Below are 16078 nucleotides of genomic sequence, written 5' to 3'. Positions count from 1 at the left end.
AGCGCCGGCGTGATTCGATGTCGACCCGGTGTCAACTCCGGTTCGTCCGGACCCTCGAGGAGGGCCGGACGGCCGATCCGACCGAGCCAGTCGCACAGGTGTACACCCACTCCGACGGGTATCCCGAAGGAGTTCTGGGGCGGCTCCACCAGCTCAAACAGCTGCTGGAGGCGACCCGCAGCGTGCGCGGGCCCGCTTACGCCGCTGCCCAGTACCTCTTCCTCGAGAAGCTGACCTCGATCTCACTGTATCTCGATCCGGACCGTGGCCCCGAGCGGCGGCTCGATGCCGCCTCGCCGGCCGATGTGTGTGATCCCGCACGAATGTCCCACCTCTCGCAGCCGCTGTTTCTGCTCGGCCACGGCGTCGAGGATCCTCGCGTTGGGATCCACGGCGACGAAGAGTACCTGTATGTGGTGGCGATTCCGGAATATTCGCTGGAGCAGGTCGAGCCGCCGACGTGGGAGGTGGCCGTGAGCGAGCCTTGCGGGTTTCCGCGGTGGGACGCGCAGACGGACGCGGCGTTCAGCGCGTCGACGTGGCAGTTTGAAGGATCACTCACAGCGGCGTACCGGAAGTTCGCGGAGACTCGCTAACGAGCCCGGCTGCTCACGAACCGAACGACTTTGACGACGATACGCATAGTGAGGAGTAAGAATGGCCGCTGAAAGCGAACAGCCCAAGATACCCGCTCAGATGTCGTCCGAGGAGGCACGGCAGTACCTCATTAAGTTCCTTGGCCGTCAGGACCTCGACGAGCATAAGGAGATCTACACTGAACTCGCCACGGAATAAACTGAAGAAAGTCGTCTCTCAGCACTCACGCTCTTAACATCGGTGACCTACCTCTGGAAGCTGTAGCCGCTCGCCTTTTCTAAGTCCGACTAGAGCGGTTGATCGTTCGCCAAGCGATATCGCCAGTTGGCCAGTGATACGTACCGGCCCGCCCCGCTCGCCGCTGCCGCCCTCCGCGTCGCTCGCGACCGACCATTCCGGGCTGCGCCGAGCAAGCTCGGCGTTCCGGGCTAAAGTGAATGTGCCCTCGACGCCAGCGCTTCACCCGTTCGGGTCCTGCGGACCGCGGCTGCGCCGCCCGCGACGGACGTGGTTGCGTCGCGGCGAACGGGGAATGCGCTGGCCGCTCGCTCCGGACGGGTCGGCGCGCGGTGCTGGTTGGGGTCGCCGCACTCGAGCGCGCTCTCGCTCGCGCCCAGGAGGCGCTCGCGAAGGCGCGAGCGAGAGCGCGCAGCTGGTGCTGTCAGTCGTCGTAGTCGTTGAAAGTCCGCGATGAAAGCGCATCGCGGTGGTGGCGCGTGAGCGCCTTCAGGAACGTGTGAGTTCCAATGTCCAGTACCAACTCGAGTCGCAAGGTCGTTACGGTGGATGAACAGGCATTCGAACAAACGGAAAGCGAAGCAGTCGATGAAGACGGCTTCCCGGTCGTCGACGAGACGCCGGAGTTCGAGGCGGCGGTCGAGCAGGAGACGCAGGCGAAAGTGGATGCGAACCACCCGGACGGGATCGCGGACACGAGCACCGAGCGGATTCACGGTGTCACCCTCGAACAGGAGGAACGCATTCGGGCGCGGGAGGCCGAACTGGAGCACATCAGTGCTCAAGCGGAACTGGGCACGCAGGACGGTCGCGAGCAGCGCACGCGCGAGGTCGCCGCACACGGGAGCAAGCAGCGCCGGCGGAAGTTCAAAAAGCGGGCCGCAAGCGTGAACCCGAGAGTTGATCCCGACCGAGATGATCCCCGAACGGAGCTCTCACAGGATGAGCTGGCGACAGTGAACACGGAAGCAAACAGACTCGCGACGCGGTTAGATGGCTGGTCACGTGCGGCGATCAGTCGACGACTAGCCGACGCGGTCGTCAACGGCCGGGACCTGACGAGTGCGGTCGTGGGGGTGTTTGAGGAGCTACAGACGGCGCCTGGCCAAGTGGTTCCCATCGGGAAACTCGACGCCGTCGATCGCAAGGAGGTGAGTATCGACGGTCGCGTCAAGACCCTCTGGGACCCCTCGCATCCAAGCATCGCGCAAGTGGGACTCATCGCTGACGAGAGTGGGCACACCCGAGTCACCATCTGGAAAGCCTCAGAAGCGCCGTGGATTGCCGAGGGTGAACGCGTTCGTATTCACGGGGCGGCCCGGAACTGGTACGAGGGGCGCGTCTCCTTGGCCGTCACCGGCTGGAGCACCATCCACTTCCCCGAGCGCGACCGCTGGTGGGACGTCTAGCCACGTGATGGACCCGTATTTTTCTTCTCGCCGGACCGGCCCAGGCCCCACCGCCCCACCCTCCGCTCCGTGCTCGCTCCCTCCGGTCGCTGCGCGCGCAGCCACAACCGTGAGCAAGTGTGCTGGTGTCTATGAAGTATCGTGAACCTGCGTCAGAAAGGCCAGCCGACGATTCCAAAAGAACTCCGGGGGAAGCATGGAATTGACCCGGGACGCAGGGTTCACATCCACGAAACCGAGCAGGGAGCAATCGTCGTTGAACCGCTCCCCAGTCTCGAAGCGTTCCGTGAAGCCGCAACTACGGCAGAGCGGGGAACGGCCATCCTTGGTGAAGAGCAGAAGGGCGACAAACAGCGAAGTCAACGCCTCAAGTGAGACAACTAACGACCGCTTCAGAGCGAGACACCCGAGAGTGGCTCGGCCACCCCGTTGCCCACGCTGACAGTGAATGACTGCCCTTCAGCGATCAAAATGAGCGGGCCAGCACTGGATTCAACAGACCAGACCGTTCTGCTATCGCCCGATTACTTGGCCGTCAGTCGTCAGACGGTACGTCGTACCCGGTCTCAGTCGCGTAGTACCGCTCGGCCGGTGACTGCGCCCCCACGTACACCCGCACATCGGAAAATAGCAGGAGCAGACCCAGGATCGTCCATGCGCTCCCGACGATCAGCGCCCACCCCCATCCGTTGAACACCCCCAGGGTGAATTGAAACGCCCAGACGGCAACGGCCACCGCCAGGATGGCGACACCGAATGCCATACTTGCCTCGCTTGCCCGTGAGTCAACACTCATTGATCGCAAACTGTTGGTGACCAATAATAAACCCACTCCGCAAATTATCAGCGAAGAGAATGCGTGTGGTACGGACTCAGCCGTCAGTTTCGAGGGTCTCGGACGGGTCAATTGCGGTCGTGACCTCCTCGCTGTGCGTCGCGACGAGTCCGGCCGCCACGAGCGCGCCGTACCCGGCGATTGCCAGCCACCCGTACCCGACGACGGTCAGTCCGGCCGCGCTCATGCCACCCAGCACCCATCCGAACGAGACGCACGCCCACGCGGCGAGCGCGGCGGCGTAGAGATTGAGTGGCGCGCCAGTGACCGTCGTCTCTTCGAACTCTTCGAGCCGTTCATCGGTCGCGTCGGGCTCGATCACCTCCTCCGGCCGTGCGGCCATGCCGGCCGCGACGAGCGTTCCGACCCCGGCGACCGCGAACCACGCGTATCCCACGACGGGGAGCTCTACCGAAATCACGCCGACCGCCCACAGCCCAGTGAAGCCCGCGACGATCACCGCGAGCGCGCAGTACCCCCGAAAACTCTGTGTCACTAGTTGCCTCATTTCAACTAGGAGAACTGTATGGCTGTATAAAAAAGTTACTTCACTTACCGGTTTAACGCCCCCTTCGCGAGCGGCTCCGCCGCCTGGTTGTGGAGCCAACGCATACCTAATACGCCATGTATCAGCAACACCGACAATGGTAGCTGGCCCACTCGTCGGTTTGGGGAGACAGCTTGGGCCTCAGGTCGGTGAGTGTGTAGCTAGCGTGACTACAGACCGAAAACGTGATCGGAGCCGCAGAATTGTCAGGATGACATCGCATCGTATGGCTTTTGACTGTGGTATACGAGTACCACCTATGAGTGATCGGCGGACAGCGTGGTTACTCCTTCCACGACCGGTCCGGCGGCTGCCTGCCGACCTAGCAGCAGTTGTTGTTCTGACGTTGCTCACCGTAGGAAGCGTATTTATTCCGGGGATAAATGAGACACCACTACGTGTACTCTTTGGACTTGGATTTGTCTTGTTTCTCCCCGGATATGCGTTCATTGCGGCGTTGTTTCCTGAAAGCAGTCGAGAAGTCTCAGCAGACGACGGTCAGGCACAGACAGTAGCCGACTCTGAATCGGAGGGTAAACCCAACCCAGTTCCGGGGACTGACGCAGCAGAGACAGAAAGGTCACAACCACCTGGTGAGCATCTACAGTCGCAAGGGATCGATGGAATCGAGCGGGTTGCGTTATCCTTCGGATTGTCTATTGCTATTGTTCCGCTTATTGGATTAGTATTGAATTTCACGCCGTGGGGGATTCGACTGGCGCCGGTTGTCCTCTCAGTTACGGTATTCACGCTTGCCTGTGTGAGTATCGCAGCAAGGCGACGCCACGAGTTGCCTGCTGAAGACCAGTTTCGGGTTCCGTACAGGGCGTGGATCGCAGCCGGGAAAGCCGAACTCTTTGAGCCAAACAGCCGGACAGATGCGGCGCTTAATATCGCACTTGTGCTCTCAGTGTTGCTTGCTGTTGGTAGCGTGGGGTATGCCGTTGCTGTTCCACCGCAGGGAGAACAATTCACGGAGTTTTATTTGCTAAGTGAATCCGATGATGGAGAATTAGTAGCGGACGGCTATCCGGATGAACTGGCAGTTGGTGAACAGAGCCAGTTGGTTGTCGGGATCGGTAATAACGAGTATGAACGCACGACGTATACGGTTGTTATCCAGCTACAGACCGTCGAACAGGAGGGGAACACTACAACGGTACGTGAGCGGGAAGAAATTGACCGATTTCAAGCAACCGTTGAACACAACGCTACGCATCACGAACCCCACACATTCCAGGCGCCACAACCAGGAGAGAATCTCCGTGTGAAGTATCTGCTGTACAAAGGAAGTGCGCCTGAGGTACCCACACAAGAAAACGCGTATCGAGATCTACACATTTGGGTTGATGTTGTCAGTCCAAGTGAGGCCAATCAGTTAGCTGAACGTAGGCGCTGAGCCCCTGTTCCCAGCGAGCGCCGGACAAAGCGAGAGTATAAGCAAGGAGAAAGTTCGTGGTGCTTACTAGCTGCTCGGTCAACTATGTAGTAGCGCACTCACGGTGTGGGCTACGGTCTCGTTCGGGTGGATCATTGGTGGATGAGCGCGGCCAGCCTCGTGCTCCTCAACGGTTGGTTGGCGACCACTGTTCAGGTGTTCGTTGGAGGGACCGCACGCGTGACTACCCACGGCGCCAATGTTGCCACTGCGGTCGGCCCGAGTGAGAGCCCTGACACGGGCGAGTGACAGTTGCGGACAGAGACGGAAGCCACTCTCCGGTGAGACGGGAAAAACTCGGTCAGTCCGGACTATTCCAGCTTCATTGTTCCGCAGGGTGGCTACCGTGGCACGGTCAAAACGCCGCCCAGTTCGTCGGTTCCGGCTTTCGGACCCGCAGCTCTTGATCTCCATCGTCGGTACGCCGCGTCTCGATCACGTCGTCGAACAGCGGAACGAACTGCTCGACGGTCGAGGCGTCATGTACGCTGGGGTCAATTGTCACGAACACCGGCCAGCCCGTGCCGACCGACTTCTGTACGAGAATATTAACGAACTGGAATACGTCCGAAGGTGACGTGTACACTAACAGTGGCGAGAGATTCGTGAGCCCGACCGAGAGCTGATCTGTCCTGCGTTGTTCGAGAATGTCGGAGAATTTCATCCCGATAGACGTGAGATTCTCTGGGCCTTGGGCGTACTTTGTCGACGCCGTGTCATCCGGTGGTTGTTCAAAAGTATTTGTGACACAGTCGACAATAACGGGCTCAGACTCGGAACCCGCCGTCAGCCGCTGATACCTCGATCGAACGGATGTTGCCGGTTCTCGCGTCGCTACGATAGCTGGCTGGCCGGGTGACTCGCGCAGCGTTTGGTGGATCAGCCGTCGGCGCCCGGATAAGGTCGGACCGGTTATCAACGTCGTGCCGCCGTCACGAACGGGTAGGTCCATCAACAAGTAGTGATTGACAACCATATAATTAAATTTATCCAATAAATTTATCTGAGAGTCTTCCGGGATTCTCCACCCCGATGAGTAGGCCCGGGTAACTCCTCGTGAGCGGTTTGACCCAGTCGCCCAGAGAGGGTGTCGGCAGGTCGGAACCGAAGCGCCCGGGCCCGAACCGACCCGCCGCGGGCTCAGAACAGCCCGGGCACGAGGACGTAGCTCAGGAGCATCCCGAACAGCCCGGCGAACAGCGCGAACAACGCCATCGGGACGATGGCCTTGCGGAGCAGGTCGCCCTCGCGGCCGGTGATGCCGACGACGCCGCAGATCGCGGCGACGTTCAGCACCGAGACCATGTTGCCGAGGCCGCCGCCGACGTTCTGGAGGCTGACGACGATCGTTCGGGAGAGCTCGACCGTCTCGGCGGCGTTGTACTGGAGCACGCTGAAGAGGATGTTCGAGGAGGTGTTACTCCCGGTCATGAAGGAGCCGATGGCGCCGATCCACGGCGAGATCATCGGGAGCAGGCCGCCCGCGCCGATCGCGAGCGCCCGGCTGAGCGCCTCCATCATGCCGAGGAGGTCCGCGGTGTTCGTCTGTGACTGGATCATCACCTGCGTCATCGACACCGCGATGATCAGCGTGAGCGCGGCGGGGGCGACCTGCTCGACCGAGCGCCGCCACGCGGCACCCATCTCGTCGATGTCCATCCCGTGGATGAGGCCGGTGAGGACGGCGATGGGAATGAACGGCATCGTCCCCGGGAGGTAGAGGTACTGAAGCGTGTACCCGAGCTCCGTGCCGAGGATCGAGTCGATGCCGACGGTGAAGCCCTGGATCCACGCGAGCACCTCGGTCCCGGCGAGGGTGAGGTCGGGCCACCGCGTGACGAGCAGCGCGAGCGCGACGAGCAGGTACGGCGTCCACGCCAGCAGCACCGACATCTCCTTGTTCGGCTGGTCGCGGGAGATCTCGTCGAGGTCCAGCCCGCCGAGCCAGCTGTCGCTCCACGCCGCGTCGTCGGGGAAGTCCCATTCGCGGTCGGGGACGAAGATGTCGTTGTTCGCGAGCAAGAGCCCGACGCCGAGGACGACGAACCCGGCCGCGATGTCGGGGAGCGCGGGCCCGACGACCCACGCGATGGCCAGCTGCGTTCCGCCCGTGACGGCGCCGAGCAGGAGGGCGAACGGCGCGATCGGGAGCGTGTCGCGGACGGCGCCGCCGACGCTCCGCCCGCCGTCGGCGTCGCCGAACCAGTACGTCAGGAAGAACACGCCGAGCAGCCCCCAGAACACGTAGGTCACCCCCGTGACGACGCCGGACCACGCGGAGACCATCGAGAGGAACTCGCCGACGCTCATCGAGCCCGACAGCGCCGGCTCGATGACGGCGCCGGTGCCGCCGATGACCGGGGTTCCGGCCGCGCCGAACGGCGGGTTCGGCGCGTTGAAGAACAGGCCGAACACCGCGGCCGCAAGCGGCGGGAAGCCGAGCCCGATGAAAAGCGGCGCGGCGAGCGCGCCGGGGGTGCCGAACCCGGCCGCGCCCTCGATGATCGTCATGAAGCCGAGGCCGATGAGCAGCACCTGGATGCGTCTGTCCTCTTCGATCTGGCCGAAGTACCAGCGGATGGTGGCGATGGCGCCGCTCCCCTCGAGGTAGTTCATCAGGAGGATGGCGCCGAAGACGATGAGGATGATGTCGACCGCCTGGAGCGCGCCGTAGACGGCCGACGCGACCAGCCAGTCGAGCTCCATGCCCCAGTACGTCAGTCCGATCCCGCCCGCGAGCAGCCACCCGACGCCCATCGCGCGGGCGGCCGACCACCGCAGTCCGGCGAGCAGGACGAACGCGACGGCGATCGGAATGACGCCGACGAACGCTAGCGTGAGGACTGTTGTCATAGTTGTGTCAGTTGCCCGTACCTTGGCGTCCTACAACGAACCATATGTAAGTTTCTTTTCTGACGATACTTCCCGAACTGATCGGGGCACGGGAGCGTCCTCCGCGGCCGAACGCGCGTTACATATCGTGTCGAGAAACCGCATGGGAGGGACGCTTGGGACGCCCGGTGCGCCCGGCTCGGGGCGGGCCGACGCCGTCGGCTTCAGGTGGGCTTATGTATCCCCCGACCGGAGTCGCGGGCATGGACGACCACTCGCACGAGCCCGACCCGGACGCGCGCGTGACCGCCCCAATGCAGGAGTTCGGGAGCCGTGAGGTCGGCATCGGCGCGGCCGTCACCCTGATCGGCCTGCTGATCGCGTACGCCGTGCCGTTCCTCGCCACCTTCTGAGCGCCGCCGGCGCTCTCCGGGCACAGCTATCGACAGGAAATCGCCGCCAGCGGCGCGCTCAGCGCGGGTACCAGGCGAGCGGGTGGTCCGCGGTGAGCTCCAGGGAGACCGGCTCGTCGAGGTCGAACTCCTCGACGTGGTTGTGGAGGCAGTGGACCGCCTCGCCGGAGTCGAGCTCGACCCGGTAGACGAACGAGGGGCCGACGTACTGCCGGGAGGTGACGACGCCGTCGGCGAGCTCCGGGCTCGCCGGCGTCGCGCGGAGGTCGTCGGGGCGGACCAAGACGTCGACGGGCGCCCCGTCGTAGACGGTGTCGTACCCCTCCAGCGTGACGGCGTCGAAGCGGCCGATACCGGTGTCGACCTTCCCGTCACGGAGCTCGCCTTCGAGGAACGACGCCCGGCCGAGGAAGGAGGCGACGAACTTCGACTCGGGGCGCTCGAAGACGGACTCGGGGCGGCCGACCTGCTCGATCTGCCCGTCGTTCATCACGGCGACGCGGTCGGAGATGGACAGCGCCTCCTCTTGGTCGTGGGTGACCGAGACGGCGGTGACGCCCGCCTCCTTCAGAATGCGGCGCACCTCCTCGCGCATCTCCACGCGGAGGCGCACGTCGAGGTTCGAGAACGGCTCGTCCAAGAGGAGCACCTCGGGCTCGGGCGCCAGCGAGCGGGCCAGCGCCACGCGCTGCTTCTGCCCGCCCGAGAGCTGGTCCGGCGTCTTCTCGCCGTGGTCGGTCATCTCGACCAGCTCTAAGAGCTCGTCGACGCGCGCCTCGCTCTCGGCGGCGTCGGCGTCCGACAGCCCGAACGCGATGTTCTCGCGGACGGTGAGGTGGGGGAAGAGCGCGAAGTTCTGGAAGACGATGCCCACGTCGCGCCGCTCCGGCGGGACGAACGACCCGTCGCCGGCGACGACCTCGTCGCCGAGGGTGATGTGGCCCTCCGTGGGCTCTTCGAGCCCCGCGATGGTGCGTAGCGTCGTCGTCTTGCCGCACCCGGACGGGCCGAGGAACGTCAACAGCTCGCCCGACCGGACGTCGAGCGAGACGTCCTCGACCGCGGTCTCCGGGCCGAACGCCTTCGTCACGTCCGACAGCGACAGGACGTGGTCGGCGTCGTCGCCGGCCGACCGCCGGTCGTCTGAGTCGTCGCGGGGTCGCTCGCTCGTCGCGTCGTCCGACTCGACCGAGCGCGTCGTGCCGGCTGATTCGGTGGATGCCATCGATGAGGGGCGGGCGCCGGGCTGACCGGCGTCCCGCGGTTGCCGCCACATACTTTAGGAGTGCCTAAAAGCGTATCGCTCGCTCTCGCGGCGTCGAAATCGGGTGATCGCGGGGGCGGACCGCGGACGACCGAAGCCACCACACTGCCGCGTCCCGGCGGTTCAGGCGAGTTCGCGGTCGATCACGTCGCGGTGGTCACGTATCGCGTCGGCGGAGAGCGCGACCGACTCGTCGGCGACCGCGAGCGAGAGCGTCCCGTCCGTCGTCACCTCGCCGAGCCGGAAGACGGGGAGGTCGCCGGCCGCGGCCGCGACGCCCTCGGGGTCGGTGGTCTGGACGAGGAGGCGGCCGGGCGTCTCGTCGAAGGCCGCGACGCGGTCGGGGAGGGTCGCGTCGACGCCGGCGTCGTCGGTCACCAGCTCGGCGAGCGCGACCGCGAGCCCGCCCTCGCTCACGTCGTGGGCCGCGAGCGTCGACTCGTGGCGGGCGGCCGCCGCCAGCGACGCGACGAGGCCGGCGAGGTCGTCGGCGCCGCCGGAGTCGTCGGGCAGCGCCGGGAACCGGTCGCTGCCGCCGGCGTGCGCGAGGTACTCGGAGCCGCCGAGCGCGTCGCCGGCGGCGCCGACGAGCAGCAGTTCGGAGTCGGCCGCGCGGTCGGCGTCGAGCGCGGCCGGCGGCGCGTCGTAGCCGCGCGTCGTCCCCAGCACCGCGAGCGTCGGGGTCGGCGGGATCGGCCCCTCGACGCTGTCGTTGTACAGCGAGACGTTCCCGCCGACGACCGGGGCGTCGAGCGCGGCGCAGGCGTCGGCGAGTCCGTCGACGATCCCCTCGAACGCGCCGTACACGTCCGGCTTCTCCGGGTTGCCGCCGTTGAGGCAGTCGACCGCGGCGAGCGGGACCGCGCCGGTCGCGGCGAGGTTCGTCGCGTTCTCCAAGGCGACGGCGCGGGCGCCCTCGTACGGTGCGGCCGCGGTCCACTTCGGGTTCGCGCCGGAGGCGAGCGCGAGGCCGACGCCGTCGGCTGCGCCGTCGCGGTCGGCGCCGTCCGACTCGGTCTCCCGGATCGCGAGCAGCGCGGCGTCGTCGCCGGGCTTCAGGGCCGTGCGCGTGCCGACCTCGTGGTCGTACTGGCGGTACACCCAGCGCTTGCTCGCGGTCGAGGGGGCCGAGAGGACGGCGGCGACCGCCTCGTCGAGCGGCGGCGCGTCGTCGGGGAGGTCGCGCTCGGGCTCGCTCGGCGGCTCGCTCGGCAGGTCGTTCATCGGCGCGCCGTCGGCGAGGAACTCGGCGGGCGCGTCGACGACGACCTCGGACTCCCCGTCGCCGTCCGCGTCGCCCGCGAACTCGCAGACGTAGTTCCCCTCGGTCACCTCGCCGATGACGGAGCAGCCGAGGTCGAACCGCTCGGCGAGCGCGGCGACGCGGTCGACGTCGTCCGGGTCCACCTCGTAGCACATCCGCTCTTGGCTCTCGGCGAGCAGGATCTCGGTGGCGTTCATGTTCGGCTCGCGCTGGTGGACCCGGTCGAGCTCGATGCGGGCGCCGAGGCCGCCCTTCGCGACGAGCTCGGAGGAGGCGCCGCCGAGTCCGGCCGCGCCGAGGTCGCGGGCCGAGCGGACGAGGTCCTCGTCGAGCAGCGCCTCGTTACACTCGATCAGGCGCTTCTCGGCGTAGGGGTCGCCGACCTGGACCGCGGGGCGGTCCTCGGTCTCCGCGTCCTCGGCGAGGTCCTCGCTCGCGAAGGAGGCGCCGCCGAGCCCGTCGCGGCCGGTGCCGTTGCCGACGAGGACCAGCTTGTTGCCCGGCTCCTGCGCGGTGGCCGTGACGAGCCGCTCCTCGTTCGTCAGCCCGACGCAGGCGACGTTGACGAGCGGGTTCCCCTCGTAGCCGCCGTGGAAGGCGACGCTGCCGCCGACCGTGGGGACGCCGATACAGTTGCCGTAGTGGGAGATGCCCTCGACGACGCCCTCGAAGAGGTACCGGGAGCGCTCGCGGTCGAAGCCGCCGAAGTACAGCGAGTCGAGCAGACCGACCGGGTACGCGCCCATGCTCATCGTGTCGCGGACGATACCGCCGACGCCGGTCGCCGCGCCGTCGAACGGGTCGACGAAGGAGGGGTGGTTGTGGCTCTCGACGCCGAACGTGACGTAGGTGTCGCCGTAGTCGTCGGCGTCGCGCTCGGCCGCGGGGGCGTCGGCCGCGTCGGGCTCGGGCAGCGCGAGGACCGCGGCGTCGTCACCGGGGCCGACCACGACCTGGTCGCCCTCGCTGTCGAACGCCGACAGGAGGGGCCGCGAGGAGCGGTACGCGCAGTGCTCGCTCCAGAGGTTCTCGAATAACGCGGCCTCGGCCGCCGTCGGCTCCCGACCGAGCTCCGCGGTCACGAGCTCGTGGTCCGCATCGGACAGACTCATTCACTTACGTGGTCACCGAGCCGGGTCTAATGCTTTTCTATACGCACGTTCGTGTTGATGCTCTACCGAGATCCCACACAAATTGCGGTGGTGTGCGGCGGTGCGTGCCTGCGAGCGGCCGGAGCGAAGCGGAGGCCGCGAGGCAGCACGCGCAAGGGAGTCGCGACCGAAGGGAGCGACGAGGCTGGGGAGGTATGAGGTGCTGTGTGGGGCGGAGCGGGGCGGGACTCAAACGGGCAGCCGTGGGGCGAGCGTGCGCCCGCCCCACGGCTGGGGCTTTGGCGGTGTTCACCACCGACCCGCTCGCAATCACATATGAACGAACGGTCCGCACCCCCGCGACTATTTATAACAGGACGGTCACCGCGGCGAAGACGACCACCGTTCCGGCCGCGCCGAGGGCCATCGCCTTCGCGTTGAGACGGACCGCCTTCTTGCGGTCGGCGGCGAGCGCCTCCTCGTTCTGTATCTCGTTCGCCCCGTCGCCCACGTCGAAGACGCCCATCCCGGCGAAGCCGATACAGAAGCGCTCGCGGTACTGTAACGCGCCCATCGCGGCGCCGTACAGCGGGACCACGGCGGCGATCAGCGCCCACCGCGGCCACGCGAGCGCGACGACCGCCGCGACGTAGGCCGCCGCGGCCACCAGCGACCCGACGCCGAGGAGGAGCCGCCGTCGCTGTTGGGTCGGTCCGATGTTACACACGCCCGGTTGATACTCCATATCATCGGAACGGGCGGGAGAAGCAAAGCCCCAACGGATCGGTAACGGACCGGACAGGGCTGACGGTGGTTTATTACGGACCGGCCGGAATCGGATCACGAACACAGATGGGGGACCGCGACAGAGAGCGACGAGCGCGGGACCTGCGGCGGTACGAGACGATCCTCGAGTCGCTCGACGACGCCGTCTACGCCATCCGACCCGACGGCACGATCGTCTACGTCAACGAGCGGTACGCGGAGATGAAAGGCGTCGACCGCGAGGAGCTCCTCGGTACGGACATCTACGACTGGGTGAGCGAGGAGACGGCGGAGCGCGCGCGGCGGGAGCGGGCCGCGATGCGCGAGGAGGGTCGCGACGCCGGCTCCATCGAGTACGAGTTCGAGCCGGTCGACGGCGAGCCGTTCCCGGCGGAGATGCGGTTCGGCCCGACCGAACTCGGCGACGACGGGGAACTCGGTCGGGTCGGCGTGATCCGGGACGTAAGCGAACGGAGGCGACGGGAGCGCGAGTTGGAGCGACGGAACGAGCGGCTCGACGAGTTCGCGAGCATCGTGTCACACGACCTCCGGAACCCGCTGGACGTGGCGCGGGGGCGCCTCGAACTCGCCCGAGAGGAGGTCGACTCGGAGCACCTCGACGCGGTGGCCCGCGCCCACGAGCGCATGGCGACGCTCATCGGCGACCTCCTGACGCTGGCGCGCGAGGGCGTCGACGTCGAGTCGATGGAGGCGGTCGACCTCGCCGCGGTCACGCGGGAGTGCTGGCGGGGCGTCGACACCGCGGACGCGACGCTGAACGCGGAGACGGCCCTGACGGTCCGCGCGGACCGGAGCCGGCTCAGACAGCTGCTGGAGAACCTGATCCGGAACGCGGTCGAACACGGCGGCGAGGCGGTCACGGTCACCGTCGGCGACCTCGACGGCGGCTTCTACGTCGCGGACGACGGGCCGGGGGTTCCGGAAGGAGAGCGCGACGCGATCTTCGAGGCGGGCCACACGACCGAGCCGGAGGGGACCGGCTTCGGGCTCGCCATCGTCGAGCGGGTCGCCGAGGCGCACGGCTGGACGGTGTCGGTCGCCGCGAGCGACGACGGCGGCGCGCGCTTCGAGTTCACCGGCGTCGACATCGAGTGACGGAGGTGGCCCGGCGGGGGCGGCCGGCCCGCCTCGCCGCGGTAGAAACCGTGAAATGCCCGGCAGCCGACCGAGTCGTGTGAAACGGATCCAGCTCGGCAACACCGTCTTCGAGGGCGAAAACGACGTGTACCTGCTCGACGGCGAGACGACCGCGCTCGTCGACACCGGCGTCGCGCTCCCGGACGTGCGCGGGGAGTTGGTCGACGGCCTCGCCGAGCACGGGCGCTCGTTCGCCGACGTGGACGCGGTCGTGCTCACCCACTGGCACCCGGACCACGCGGGGCTCGCGGGCGAGGTACAGGCCGCGGGCGGCGCCGACGTGTTCGTCCACGAGGCGGACGCCGGCCTCGTCGACGGGACCGAGACGCCGCTGTTCGCCGACCGCGACCTCCAGCGCGAGACGTTCGAGCGCTGGGGGATGCCCGCGGCCGACCGCGAGCGGCTGACGGGGTTCTTCGACGCGGTCAGCGCGGACCTCTCCGGCGACCCCGCCGACGTGACGACGTTCGGCGACGGCGACGCCATCGAGGCCGGCGGCGTCGAACTCGAAGCCCTCCACCTGCCGGGCCACACCGCGGGGCTCTCCGGGTTCGCGTTCGACCCGCGAACCGTCCCGGACCACGAGCCCGTGGCGGGGGACGACGCGACGGAGGAAGTGTTCACCGGCGACGCGCTGCTCCCGAAGTACACCCCGAACGTCGGCGGCGCGGACGTGCGCGTCGAGGGGGCGCTCGCCGCCTACGCCGAGAGCCTCGCGCGGCTCGTCGACCGCGACTTCGACGCCGCCCACCCCGGCCACCGCTGGCGGATCGACGAGCCGAGCCGCCGCGCGGCGACGATCCTCGACCACCACCGCCACCGGACCCGCCGGGTGATCGACGTGCTCGACGAGTCGGGGCCCGCGACCGCGTGGGAGGTGTCGGCGGCGCTGTTCGGCTCGCTGGAGGACATTCACGTGCTCCACGGCCCCGGCGAGGCGTTCTCGCACCTCGACCACCTCGCGGCCGCCGGCGTCGTCGAGCGCGACGGGACCGCGTACCGCCTGGTCGACCCCGAGCCCGACGTGGACGCGCTGTTCCCGACGACGCCGCTCGACGACCTCGTCGACGGGAGCGAGGACGCGTAGAGGAGCGGTCCGGACGGTGACCGAATCGCCCGCTCGGGGGCGACGGTGACGCCAGCCCGGACCGATGACACCAGCCCGAAGCGGTGCGCCCCCGGACCGGGTGACCGACGCCGTAAGCTATTCCCGGCGGCCGGCGTATTCGGGGACGTGAAGCGGGACGCCCTCGTCGCGGTCGCGGTCGCCCTCCTCGCCCTCGTCGCGCTCGGCGTCGCTGCCGCGACGCTGAACACCGCCGTCGACACGGGTAGCGGCGGGTTCGGCGGGGGCGGCGGCGAGGCCCCGAGCGTCGGATCGGACACCGGCGACCCCGGCGTGCTCTCCTCGTCGGGCGAGGCCGGCGAGTTCTCCGCGTCCGGGCTCTGTTTCCCGTCGCTGCGGGAGCCGCCGGCCGTGTTGGCGCTGCTCGTCGGACTGACGCTGCTCGCCGCGATCACCTACCGCGACACCGCGTCGCCGTTCGCGAGCGTCGCCGTCGCGAGCGTGATGGGCGCCCCCATCGGCGTCCTCTTCTGGGTGCTGTCGACGTGCCGCTCGGTCGCGGAGAGCGTCACCGTCTCGCTCGGCCTCGGCGGCAACGGGACGAGCATCCTGCCGGCCGGCGCCGTCGGCGGCGCCGGCGTCGGCGGCGGCGAGGGCGCGGCGTCGGCGCCGCAGATCCTGTTCGCGCTCGTCGTCGTGGTCGCGGTGATCGCCAGCGTCGCCGCGCTGCTCCTCGCCGGCGGCGACGACGAGACGGACGGGGACGCGGCCGCGCGGGCCGAGGAGCCGGCCGAGGAGCCGCCGGACCTCGACGCGATCGGTCGGACCGCCGGCGAGGCCGCCGACCGGATCGAGTCGTCGGACGCGGACAACGAGGTGTACCGCGCGTGGCGGGACATGACGGACGTGCTCGACGTCGACCGGCCCGCCTCCTCGACGCCCGCCGAGTTCGCGACCGCCGCGGTCGACGCCGGGGTCGACGAGGAGCCGGTGACCGCGCTCACCGAGGTGTTCGAGCGCGTGCGGTACGGCGGCGAGGACGCGACCGACGACCGCGAGCGCCGCGCCGTCGAGGCGCTGCGCCGGATCGAGGAGCGACACGGGGGCGACTCGTGACCCGCGACCGGTCCGCGACCGCGAGCGCCGGACTCGACGGGGGTGA

General features: G+C 67.6%; 16 protein-coding genes. 9 read left to right on the top strand and 7 right to left on the bottom strand.

Annotated features, from left to right (window positions below):
• Positions 1-17: 17 nt before the first annotated feature.
• The 4 genes from EXE44_RS06925 (at position 18) to EXE44_RS06910 (ending at position 2618) form a co-directional block, all read left to right on the top strand.
• Positions 18-596 (top strand): hypothetical protein, encoded by a 579-nt coding sequence (locus EXE44_RS06925; protein ID WP_137716532.1) that lies wholly within the window; start codon positions 18-20, stop codon positions 594-596.
• Positions 597-657: 61 nt separating this feature from the next.
• The gene (locus EXE44_RS20695; protein ID WP_173228622.1) at positions 658-795 is read left to right on the top strand and encodes a hypothetical protein; all 138 of its coding nucleotides are present in this window, start codon (positions 658-660) and stop codon (positions 793-795) included.
• Between the two features lie 548 nt (positions 796-1343).
• On the top strand, positions 1344-2243 hold the full coding sequence (locus EXE44_RS06915) for a replication factor A (RefSeq protein ID WP_137716531.1): 900 nt from the start codon (positions 1344-1346) through the stop codon (positions 2241-2243).
• 141 nt (positions 2244-2384) lie between these two features.
• Positions 2385-2618 carry an AbrB/MazE/SpoVT family DNA-binding domain-containing protein gene (locus tag EXE44_RS06910; RefSeq protein ID WP_241991804.1) on the top strand — a complete coding sequence of 78 codons (234 nt, stop codon included), beginning with the start codon at positions 2385-2387 and terminating at the stop codon, positions 2616-2618.
• 160 nt (positions 2619-2778) lie between these two features.
• Here EXE44_RS06910 and EXE44_RS06905 read toward each other — a convergent pair whose 3' ends face one another.
• Positions 2779-3006, bottom strand: a complete 228-nt coding sequence (locus tag EXE44_RS06905; RefSeq protein ID WP_137707032.1) for a hypothetical protein — start codon at positions 3004-3006, stop codon at positions 2779-2781.
• A gap of 109 nt (positions 3007-3115) precedes the next feature.
• On the bottom strand, positions 3116-3586 hold the full coding sequence (locus tag EXE44_RS06900) for a hypothetical protein (RefSeq protein ID WP_137716528.1): 471 nt from the start codon (positions 3584-3586) through the stop codon (positions 3116-3118).
• A gap of 298 nt (positions 3587-3884) precedes the next feature.
• Here EXE44_RS06900 and EXE44_RS06895 point away from each other — a divergent pair, with 298 nt between their 5' ends.
• Positions 3885-5024: a DUF1616 domain-containing protein gene (locus tag EXE44_RS06895; protein ID WP_137716527.1), complete on the top strand. Its 1140-nt coding sequence runs from the start codon at positions 3885-3887 to the stop codon at positions 5022-5024.
• Positions 5025-5418: 394 nt separating this feature from the next.
• Here EXE44_RS06895 and EXE44_RS06890 read toward each other — a convergent pair whose 3' ends face one another.
• Both EXE44_RS06890 and EXE44_RS06885 read right to left on the bottom strand, forming a co-directional pair.
• The gene (locus EXE44_RS06890; RefSeq protein WP_137716526.1) at positions 5419-6015 is read right to left on the bottom strand and encodes a hypothetical protein; all 597 of its coding nucleotides are present in this window, start codon (positions 6013-6015) and stop codon (positions 5419-5421) included.
• Positions 6016-6203: 188 nt separating this feature from the next.
• Complete coding sequence (locus EXE44_RS06885; protein ID WP_137716525.1) at positions 6204-7916, bottom strand: L-lactate permease; 1713 nt, start codon at positions 7914-7916, stop codon at positions 6204-6206.
• A gap of 242 nt (positions 7917-8158) precedes the next feature.
• Between EXE44_RS06885 and EXE44_RS20690 the strand changes: the two genes are divergently transcribed.
• Positions 8159-8308, top strand: a complete 150-nt coding sequence (locus tag EXE44_RS20690; RefSeq protein WP_199241188.1) for a hypothetical protein — start codon at positions 8159-8161, stop codon at positions 8306-8308.
• A gap of 58 nt (positions 8309-8366) precedes the next feature.
• Here EXE44_RS20690 and EXE44_RS06880 read toward each other — a convergent pair whose 3' ends face one another.
• From EXE44_RS06880 to EXE44_RS06870, 3 genes are all read right to left on the bottom strand, one after another.
• Positions 8367-9533 carry an ABC transporter ATP-binding protein gene (locus EXE44_RS06880; RefSeq protein WP_137716524.1) on the bottom strand — a complete coding sequence of 389 codons (1167 nt, stop codon included), beginning with the start codon at positions 9531-9533 and terminating at the stop codon, positions 8367-8369.
• A 162-nt stretch (positions 9534-9695) separates the two neighbouring features.
• Positions 9696-11948 carry a phosphoribosylformylglycinamidine synthase subunit PurL gene (gene purL, locus EXE44_RS06875; RefSeq protein ID WP_137716523.1) on the bottom strand — a complete coding sequence of 751 codons (2253 nt, stop codon included), beginning with the start codon at positions 11946-11948 and terminating at the stop codon, positions 9696-9698.
• A 346-nt stretch (positions 11949-12294) separates the two neighbouring features.
• Entirely contained in the window at positions 12295-12672 is a 378-nt protein-coding gene (locus EXE44_RS06870) for a hypothetical protein (RefSeq protein WP_137716522.1), read from the bottom strand.
• Positions 12673-12779: 107 nt separating this feature from the next.
• Here EXE44_RS06870 and EXE44_RS06865 point away from each other — a divergent pair, with 107 nt between their 5' ends.
• The 3 genes from EXE44_RS06865 to EXE44_RS06855 all read left to right on the top strand — a co-directional run bounded on the left by EXE44_RS06865 (position 12780) and on the right by EXE44_RS06855 (position 16032).
• Positions 12780-13808, top strand: a complete 1029-nt coding sequence (locus tag EXE44_RS06865; protein ID WP_137716521.1) for an ATP-binding protein — start codon at positions 12780-12782, stop codon at positions 13806-13808.
• 79 nt (positions 13809-13887) lie between these two features.
• Positions 13888-14937 (top strand): MBL fold metallo-hydrolase, encoded by a 1050-nt coding sequence (locus EXE44_RS06860; protein ID WP_137716520.1) that lies wholly within the window; start codon positions 13888-13890, stop codon positions 14935-14937.
• A gap of 147 nt (positions 14938-15084) precedes the next feature.
• Positions 15085-16032 carry a DUF4129 domain-containing protein gene (locus EXE44_RS06855; protein WP_137716519.1) on the top strand — a complete coding sequence of 316 codons (948 nt, stop codon included), beginning with the start codon at positions 15085-15087 and terminating at the stop codon, positions 16030-16032.
• The last annotated feature ends 46 nt before the right edge of the window (positions 16033-16078 follow it).

This window comes from Halorubrum sp. SS7, assembly GCF_005435055.1.
GTDB classification, from domain to species: Archaea; Halobacteriota; Halobacteria; order Halobacteriales; family Haloferacaceae; genus Halorubrum; species Halorubrum salinarum.
The sequence above is the reverse complement of the archived record's forward strand: the minus strand, read 5'-3'. Positions and strand labels throughout refer to the sequence as shown.

Bases quoted from the DNA above. Each gene is read 5' to 3' on its own strand.
- EXE44_RS06925 (WP_137716532.1), top strand. From the start codon at position 18: ATGTCGACCCGGTGTCAACTCCGGTTCGTCCGGACCCTCGAGGAGGGC.
- EXE44_RS06865 (WP_137716521.1), top strand. From the start codon at position 12,780: ATGGGGGACCGCGACAGAGAGCGACGAGCGCGGGACCTGCGGCGGTAC.
- EXE44_RS06895 (WP_137716527.1), top strand. From the start codon at position 3,885: ATGAGTGATCGGCGGACAGCGTGGTTACTCCTTCCACGACCGGTCCGG.
- EXE44_RS06880 (WP_137716524.1), bottom strand. From the start codon at position 9,533: ATGGCATCCACCGAATCAGCCGGCACGACGCGCTCGGTCGAGTCGGAC.
- EXE44_RS20695 (WP_173228622.1), top strand. From the start codon at position 658: ATGGCCGCTGAAAGCGAACAGCCCAAGATACCCGCTCAGATGTCGTCC.
- EXE44_RS06890 (WP_137716526.1), bottom strand. From the start codon at position 6,015: ATGGACCTACCCGTTCGTGACGGCGGCACGACGTTGATAACCGGTCCG.
- EXE44_RS06900 (WP_137716528.1), bottom strand. From the start codon at position 3,586: ATGAGGCAACTAGTGACACAGAGTTTTCGGGGGTACTGCGCGCTCGCG.
- EXE44_RS06905 (WP_137707032.1), bottom strand. From the start codon at position 3,006: ATGGCATTCGGTGTCGCCATCCTGGCGGTGGCCGTTGCCGTCTGGGCG.
- EXE44_RS20690 (WP_199241188.1), top strand. From the start codon at position 8,159: ATGGACGACCACTCGCACGAGCCCGACCCGGACGCGCGCGTGACCGCC.
- purL (WP_137716523.1), bottom strand. From the start codon at position 11,948: ATGAGTCTGTCCGATGCGGACCACGAGCTCGTGACCGCGGAGCTCGGT.
- EXE44_RS06915 (WP_137716531.1), top strand. From the start codon at position 1,344: ATGTCCAGTACCAACTCGAGTCGCAAGGTCGTTACGGTGGATGAACAG.
- EXE44_RS06885 (WP_137716525.1), bottom strand. From the start codon at position 7,916: ATGACAACAGTCCTCACGCTAGCGTTCGTCGGCGTCATTCCGATCGCC.
- EXE44_RS06870 (WP_137716522.1), bottom strand. From the start codon at position 12,672: ATGGAGTATCAACCGGGCGTGTGTAACATCGGACCGACCCAACAGCGA.